The organism is Ochrobactrum sp. PL_is501 (assembly GCF_055816895.1).
The window spans coordinates 1-7,374 of the sequence record NZ_JBVPGR010000011.1 but is presented as its reverse complement, the minus strand read 5'-3'; the positions used below and the strand labels follow the sequence as shown (position 1 = coordinate 7,374).

6 protein-coding genes and 1 pseudogene are annotated in these 7,374 nt (G+C 53.5%); all 7 read right to left on the bottom strand.

From position 1 onward, the window contains the following. The coding region (locus AC0TOF_RS00330; RefSeq protein WP_473766771.1) for a siderophore-interacting protein at positions 1 to 363 on the bottom strand (363 nt) is incomplete at its 3' end. Positions 364 to 437: 74 nt separating this feature from the next. Then, the gene (locus AC0TOF_RS00325; RefSeq protein ID WP_473766770.1) at positions 438 to 1,457 is read right to left on the bottom strand and encodes an iron-siderophore ABC transporter substrate-binding protein; all 1,020 of its coding nucleotides are present in this window, start codon (positions 1,455 to 1,457) and stop codon (positions 438 to 440) included. Between the two features lie 8 nt (positions 1,458 to 1,465). Beyond that, positions 1,466 to 3,913 (bottom strand): TonB-dependent siderophore receptor, encoded by a 2,448-nt coding sequence (locus AC0TOF_RS00320; protein ID WP_473766769.1) that lies wholly within the window; start codon positions 3,911 to 3,913, stop codon positions 1,466 to 1,468. 117 nt (positions 3,914 to 4,030) lie between these two features. Then, entirely contained in the window at positions 4,031 to 4,966 is a 936-nt protein-coding gene (locus tag AC0TOF_RS00315; protein ID WP_077684220.1) for a FecR family protein, read from the bottom strand. Positions 4,967 to 5,071: 105 nt separating this feature from the next. Beyond that, positions 5,072 to 5,596 carry an RNA polymerase sigma factor gene (locus AC0TOF_RS00310; RefSeq protein WP_077684221.1) on the bottom strand — a complete coding sequence of 175 codons (525 nt, stop codon included), beginning with the start codon at positions 5,594 to 5,596 and terminating at the stop codon, positions 5,072 to 5,074. A gap of 564 nt (positions 5,597 to 6,160) precedes the next feature. Next, positions 6,161 to 6,427, bottom strand: a pseudogene (locus AC0TOF_RS00305) (IS110 family transposase); the annotation flags it as partial. 172 nt (positions 6,428 to 6,599) lie between these two features. Next, the coding region (locus AC0TOF_RS00300; RefSeq protein ID WP_473766768.1) for an ABC transporter ATP-binding protein at positions 6,600 to 7,374 on the bottom strand (775 nt) is incomplete at its 5' end.

Here is a 7,374-nt window from a genome sequence, read left to right as displayed (position 1 = left end):
CGGGTTGCAGATGCCCACGATGTCACCAGGACGTGCCGTTATGGCCCAACTGGCTCCCACTCCGCCTTCATGTGCGACCAGATCGATAACCATCTCACCGGTCGTGCCATCCCAGCGCCGCACCGTGTAAGGACGGTTTGGGCAATGCTGCGAGCCGTCGGGTCTGCCCCATTTGCCGTTCTCCATTTTTACCGGCAACGTCACAGGCGTCTGAGCGTTCGGCTTCAATGCAAGGCGCACCCATTCGTCGGGATGCCCACTTGGTACCAACCGCCCGCCGTCTTCAACCTTTAGAACGATGCGCGTCAATGATGGCGACAATCTCTCGACCACGATCGTTTCGCCCAAAAAATAGTCTTCCACATAGGGCTCCCGACAATTTCCTTCCCTATTGTCGTTGCGAGCAGGCCGAGTAAGTCGCGAATGCTTAAGATTTGTCACAGAAATGTCCTTGCCAGTACTTCGGATATGCGCTTGGCGAGTTGTGGGTAACCTTTAAAAATGGAGGGCGCCGTCGGCGACAGAACGGACCAGATTTCTACAGGCGATTCCAGCGTAACAACTCGTCCGTTCTTGATCGCTGGCACTGTAGCAAGGATCGGCTGGGCCTTTATTGCAGCGTGAAGCCCGTGTCCAAACCAGCCGACGATGACATCTGCGTCAATGATATCTACACGTTCAAGTCCGATCGAAACAGAATATCGTCCCCTATCGGCTCTGCCCAAACCGGCGATGGTGTTCGGCGTTACAAGACCAAGAGATTTCAACAGATCGAAACGCGTATCTCCATCAAGGTAAACATCAATCCCGGCTTGCATCGGGAAATGCGCAACCAATGCCGCGGTTTTGTTTTGAAGGTTTGGATATTTTCGGCGAAGAAAATCCAGTTTCTCTTCTGTATTGTTGATCAGGTTCTGTGCCGCTGATACGCGTCCCAACGCCCGACCGGCAAGACGCATCTGCGCTCTCCAATCAGCCGACCAAGGTGCCTTTTCAAATGCCACCACCGGAGCAATTCGCGACAATCGCTTGTAAGCAAGAGCGTCAATGCCGGAAAAGACCGCCAGAATTAGATCCGGCTTCAAGAGCGCGATCATTTCGAAATCGAGACTATTGCCCAACAATACCGGCTTGGAAGCACCGATGCCCGCCATGTTCCAATCCGCAATACCACTTTGCCAATAAGGATAGCGAGTCATTGCAATCGGAACTTTTCCGAGTGCTATGACAGCATCCTCGCCACTCCAGCCAAGTGTTACAACTCGCACTGGTTCACGACTAACATTTGTTACGCCAAATGCGTGTCTGATGGTGGCGGGAAAAGCTGTATCTCCATGAACCTTGTCCGCAACGGTGACAAGCGACATCGCCGTCATGCCGAAGAGCACACGGCGGCGCCCCATGTTCGTGGGAGACGATTGCCCTTTCTGTTTGCGAATTAGACGGCGATGTTTCATGTTCTCGCTCAGAATTTCGCGGAAAGCCGTAGGAATGCTCTTCGCGGCGCTCCAAAGGAAATTTGCTCGTCGCCCTCCAGTATCTGGACGTATCTCTTGTCGAACAGGTTTTCGACATTGAATTGAGCGGAAACCGTTTCGTTGAAGTCGTACCTCGCCATCAGGCTCACAGTTGCATAGGGTGCTTGCGTGTAGCGTACTGTTCCCGTGGTTGTACTGATTGGCAGATAAGTCTTGCCCTGCCAGTTCACTCCACCACCGATGGTCAGCTTATTCCATTCACCGGGAAGAGTGTAAGTCGTGAACAATCGAACCATTTCGCGCGGAAGGGTGGTATTGACCTCATTTCCCTCTCCGTCCTTGCTTTCAAGCACGGTGGCTCCAAGAGTGAGATTCCAACCGGGCGTCAGCTCTCCTGATAGTTCGCCTTCGATCCCTTTGGTTTCCACGCCTTGTGCAGTACGGTAAGCAAGTGTCGTCGTGCCGGGGATATACTCTCCTGTTGCAACCGCCACGTTGTCTTCCATAGCGCGGAATATCGCTATCGAGCCATTCAGGCGATCGTCAAACCAGGTTCCTTTAATGCCTGCCTCGATGTTGCTGCCGGTTACGGGATCGAGATATTGATCGTTAATGTCACGTTCTGTCTGGACACGAAACACGTCAGCATAGCTCGCATATACACTGAGGTTGGAAGTCAGGTCATATGTAACTCCGAAGTATGGTGTTATTTCATCTTCGATCTGAGCCGTACTCGCGCCAGTCCACTTACGCACCGTTTCGGTCTCGATATGCGAGAAACGCGCACCGCCAATGAACTTCAGTTCATCGGTGATGTTCAGACGGGTGGCGCCATACGCGCCGAACTGATCGATTTTCGAAACGCGCAGGCGCTCGCTCCCCCAGCCCGGCTCTGGGTAACTTCCATCAGATTCAAAGATGCTCCCGAATGGTGCGGGGTTCACCGGCAGATAATAGGCATAATCTTCATCCATCCAATCGGCCGTTGCACCAGAGAAGAATTCGTGCTGCCGCCCGAACAGTTCGTAGGAACCATTAAGCTTGGCGCTCAAAACTGTCTGTGTAGCATCATGCCAATAGTAAGAAGGTGATGGATCAAGGCCCAAACCGGTTACACGATCCGGTTGCCCCCAAGTGTAAAGAAGTTTTGCCTCGCCTTTCTTATGGACATGAATTGCGTCCAGTTTCAGGGTCCAGTCGTTTTCAAAACTATGTTCGAAACCGCCGAAAATGTTAGTGTTTTCCGTATCCCAATAAGCCCAGTCTGGCGCGGTGTTCAGGCTACGCCTGAAATGAGTGCGCGTTCCGTCACTGAAAAACATTGGCAAACCGGACCAAATCGCGCTGTCTATATCTCGATGTTGGTATTCAGCCCCTAAAGACAACTTTGTGTCCGGGCCTAGGTCAGCGTCCAATATCCCGTAAAATAGCCCGGATTGGGTTGATTGCCGATCAATGAATGATTCCTTATCATTTCTCGAAACAATGACTCGGCCCCGAACCGACCCATCCGCATTCAGCGGAGTGGTGACATCAAGAGTTTCGCGAAAATCTTTCCAGGAACCAACGGTCGAGCTTATCTCGCCGGTCAAGACTTTGCTGTCGGCATGCTTGCGCACAAAGTTGACGGCTCCGGACGGATTCCCAGAGCCTGTTATCAGACCGTTTGCGCCGCGAAGAACCTCCACCCGGTCATATTGCAGCGTATCGGAGCGATGTTCGCCATACATCGCGTCCAGATTGTTCAATGCCACACCGTCATACTGAAAGCTATCCAGATAAAAGCCTCGCGAGAATGGCTCGGTGCGCTGACTGTCCCATTCCTGTACCTGAATACCGGTCGTTGTCTTCAATATATCAGCAGTGGAATTCAGTATCTGATCATCCATCCTCTGACGTGTCACAACGCTTACCGACTGTGGCGTTTCCTTAATCGAAAGCGGCAACCCGGTAGCCGTGCTCATCTGCGTCGTTGTATATGAACCTGTCCCCTCGGTCGTAGCGCCCTGGCCCTGAACCGTAATGGTATCCAGCACCGTTGACCCATCTGCCGAGACCGCATTATCCGTCCCTGTGCTTGATGGGCTGAGGATTGTCACGGAATTCGCGCCAGTGGAACGCCAGGTCAGACCAGTGCCCACTAAAAGCATCGAGAGGACGTCCGAAGCCGCACCCTGTCCGTTGAATCCTCGCGTATGTAGTGTACGTGTCGCTCCGGCATCATAAACGAGTTGAAGGCCGGAAACATCTGCGAAAAGATTCAGCGCCTGAGACAGCGATCCCGCCGGAATAGAGTATCGTAATGGTGCTGCGCGCTCCTGCGCATATACCATGTCAGCGCCAATGGGTGTCAGAACTGATACGGAAACGGTAGCCAGCAACACAGCGTAGAGGTTTCGCGCATGACGGCACGGCATTAAAAATTGAGAAATCATCAAGACCCCCTGTCTTCAAACATCATCCCATCAAAGCGGGGCGATAACGCTTTCGTCGGTTAAGACGTTCGCGCAGAGAAAAACCGGAGTAAGAAAATCAACAAATCTGCAAAAAAATTATCGATGAATGAGGATCACAAAGTTGCCGAGCCTTGTGTCGCTGAATCCAAAGGACTTTTCGAGCGCGTCTACAACTTTGATGATATCATCGGTTTCGAAGACGCCGCTTACACGACGGGACCTTATCGCGCTGTCCACAATCCGGATCATACCCTTGTGATACCGATTCAGTTCATCGACCACTTCTCCTAGAGGCCTGTCGATGAATATCAATTTTCTCCGCCTCCATGCGGTCTCGGATACGGCATCAACAAATTCCACGGGACCAAGGTGGCCATTCTCATAACGAACACGTTGTCCAGCGCCAATCCGCAGAGGCTGAGCATCTGCATCTGGAGAAATTGCGACATGGCTCTCGATCACTGTTACCGTTGCGCCATCACTGTCTTCACGCACCGCATATACTGTGCCAAGGGCCGCGGCCGTGCCTCCGTGTGCCTCTACGATGAACGGCCGTTGCGCGTCGGCGTTCACAGTGAACACCGCTTCGCCTTTCAGAAGCCGTATTCTCCGCTCACCGGATGAATAGGCGACTGCTATTGCGGTGCCGCTGTTCATCTCAGCCAGGGAACCGTCAGGTAGCCTAAGGGTCTGTAACTCTCCCACCGCCGTATAACCATCGGCCATAACTCGCATCGGCACATCCAGATACCATGTGCCTCCCGCCAAAACGCAGATCCCAGCAAAGGCCGCAGCAATTGGCATCGTAACTCTGCGCCAAAAATGTCGCGGCGGACAGGCTGCCGGATTGGGAATATTTCTAAGCTCATGCCATGTACCGGATATTTCAGCATAGGCGGCACGATTTTCATCCGACGCCGCGAGCCATGCCCGAAAGCGAGCATCATCACCCGCTGACAAAGAACTTCCATCCTGACGGAAAAACCATTCAGCAGCTTCTTCAAGCGAATCTCTATCATCTGAACTCGTCATGAATTCTGGCTCGCGTCGTGATACGAGAAAAGGATGGACAGGATATCACACCCACCCGACACATAAGACGATTGACGTGAAAATAGCCGCAGTCCCGAACGAAAACTATTCATGTGCCTTCAAACGCCGGGCGCAATGAACTGTCGCTACAGCCAGATGTTTTTCGACGGCACTACGCGTTATATTCATACGATCAGCTATCTCCCCATGAGAAAGCCCTTCGAAGCGGCGCAACACAAAACACTCCCGGCAACGAGGAGGGAGTTCCGACACCGCTTCCACAAGGATAGCCAACCGCTGGCGAGCGATCAGTTCTCGCTCCACATCAGGCCGATCATCCGCCGCATCAACTACATCCGAATTCACAAAACTGCTACTGAAGCGCGCTTTGCGGCGGTGATGGTCGGTTACAAGGTTTCCCAAGACTCGGTAGAGGTACGCACGGGGATTGAACGGAGTCTCGATACCAGAAGTGACAAGCCGTAAACAGGCTTCTTGAACAAGTTCCTCAGCTATCGCTTCATCGCCAATTTTGAGACGGGCATAGTTTTTGAGCTCACCGTAGCAGCGTTCTATAGCCTTCGACAAAGATGGGCGAGTATCGTCACCGTCTGAGACTACCAAATCCATCACACGCGTTGCACCTGTGGTTCAATATGTTTCGCTCCGCGCGCACCGTCACTCTTCAATTAAACTAACTATGTCAATTAATGTGCGCTTTACGTTCCTAGCAGATGCAGGTTTTCATGCAACTGCAATGAATTAGAACAGCTCCAAAGAGTAAATCTGCCAGCCGCTTCCGCAAGCCATATGTAACATTTCGCGGCACTTTGCGTTGGTTGTCACTTACTCCTACGCTGAAGCGGTCCGTCTACGGTTTCCAGTGCGCTCCTACGGTGGTGGTTAGGGCGGCGGGTTCTGGTCAACAAAGAACCGCTAAGCGGTTGGCTTAACCGGCATATTTCCTAGGTTGCGGGCCTGCATTGGTTAGATACATAAAACCGGCTGGCCTGCCACTTTCTTCCCCCTTGTGAAATTGAGAATGCCGAACAACTCGCCCCGTAGCTCAGCATAAGCCTAGTCCCGCTTGTCTCTGGGAGTGAGGCCCCCTGATATGGAGCATAGGGCTTCCGCCGCCTACTGCCACCGTTCGGGGTGCTGAAGGCTTAGGTTAGGCGCTCCACGTATCGCCTACAAGGGATGAGCGAGAGCGACATTATTGCAGATGTCATTCAGCCAGTCATATATCACCATCCAGTTACGGGTGGCTTCCACCATAGCGTGGCTGTTCTCCCGATATCGCTCAAGAAACGAACCGAGCGATTGCCGGTCGTTCTTTACTCACCGAGAGTGCAGTATCTTCCCGGAAGAGTCCTGAACTACGAGGTGGCTAGATTTTTTGTGGTAGTCGACCCCAATGCGATAATCGTAGGGAGCAGTTACGCGTTGCACTTCTTCCATGACATCTTCTAACCCCGAAAGGTGAGCTGAAAGATGCAGAGCGCGACTGCTTCAAGATCATCTGCATCTCAGAAGTCCGCTCTCATGACTGGAAACGACCACTTTCATGCCACCGCCTTTTCCTGCCCAAACGGATGTGTCGAGACGCACTACTTCCGATTCTGCCGCAACATTAAGCGCCTTCACGCCCCTTCGGGATGATCAGCGGGGTATTTGACACCGGATCGGGAATGATGACGGATGGCAAACCGAACACGTCTTCGACCAGTTTTTCGGTTACGATGGATGGCGGTTTGCCTTCGGCGACGATCATGCCGTCCTTCATCGCGATCAGGTGCGAGGCATAACGGCAGGCGTGGTTGAGGTCGTGCAGCACGGCGACGATGGTGCGGCCCTGACGGTTGAGATCCGCCAGCAGGTCCATAAGTTCGATCTGGTGAGCGATATCGAGGAAAGTAGTCGGCTCGTCCAGAAGCAGGATCGGGGTTTCCTGCGCCAGCACCATCGCGATCCAGACGCGCTGCCGCTGACCGCCGGACAGTTCGTCAACGAGACAGCCGGAGAGGTCCGTAACGCGGGTTGCCTCCATCGCGGCGATGACGGCTTCCTCATCGGCTTTCGACCATTGCCGGAAGAAGGACTGATGCGGATAGCGGCCGCGCGCCACCAGATCGGCGACCGTAATGCCGTCTGGTGCGATGGACGATTGCGGTAAAAGGCCGAGACGGCGAGCGACGTCCTTGGCGGCAAGATCGGTAATGCTCCTCCCGTCGAGGATCACCTGCCCGGCAGCAGGAACAAGCAGGCGCGACAGGGCGCGCAGCAGCGTGGACTTGCCGCAGGCGTTCGGGCCGACGATCACTGTGAAGGAGCCATCCGGGATCGAGACGGACAGGCTTCTGGAAATCGTCCGCTCGTCATAGCGCAGGGTTACGTTGTCGGCATGA

Bases quoted from the DNA above. Each gene is read 5' to 3' on its own strand.
- AC0TOF_RS00310 (WP_077684221.1), bottom strand. From the start codon at position 5,596: ATGGATTTGGTAGTCTCAGACGGTGACGATACTCGCCCATCTTTGTCG.
- AC0TOF_RS00325 (WP_473766770.1), bottom strand. From the start codon at position 1,457: ATGAAACATCGCCGTCTAATTCGCAAACAGAAAGGGCAATCGTCTCCC.
- AC0TOF_RS00315 (WP_077684220.1), bottom strand. From the start codon at position 4,966: ATGACGAGTTCAGATGATAGAGATTCGCTTGAAGAAGCTGCTGAATGG.
- AC0TOF_RS00320 (WP_473766769.1), bottom strand. From the start codon at position 3,913: ATGATTTCTCAATTTTTAATGCCGTGCCGTCATGCGCGAAACCTCTAC.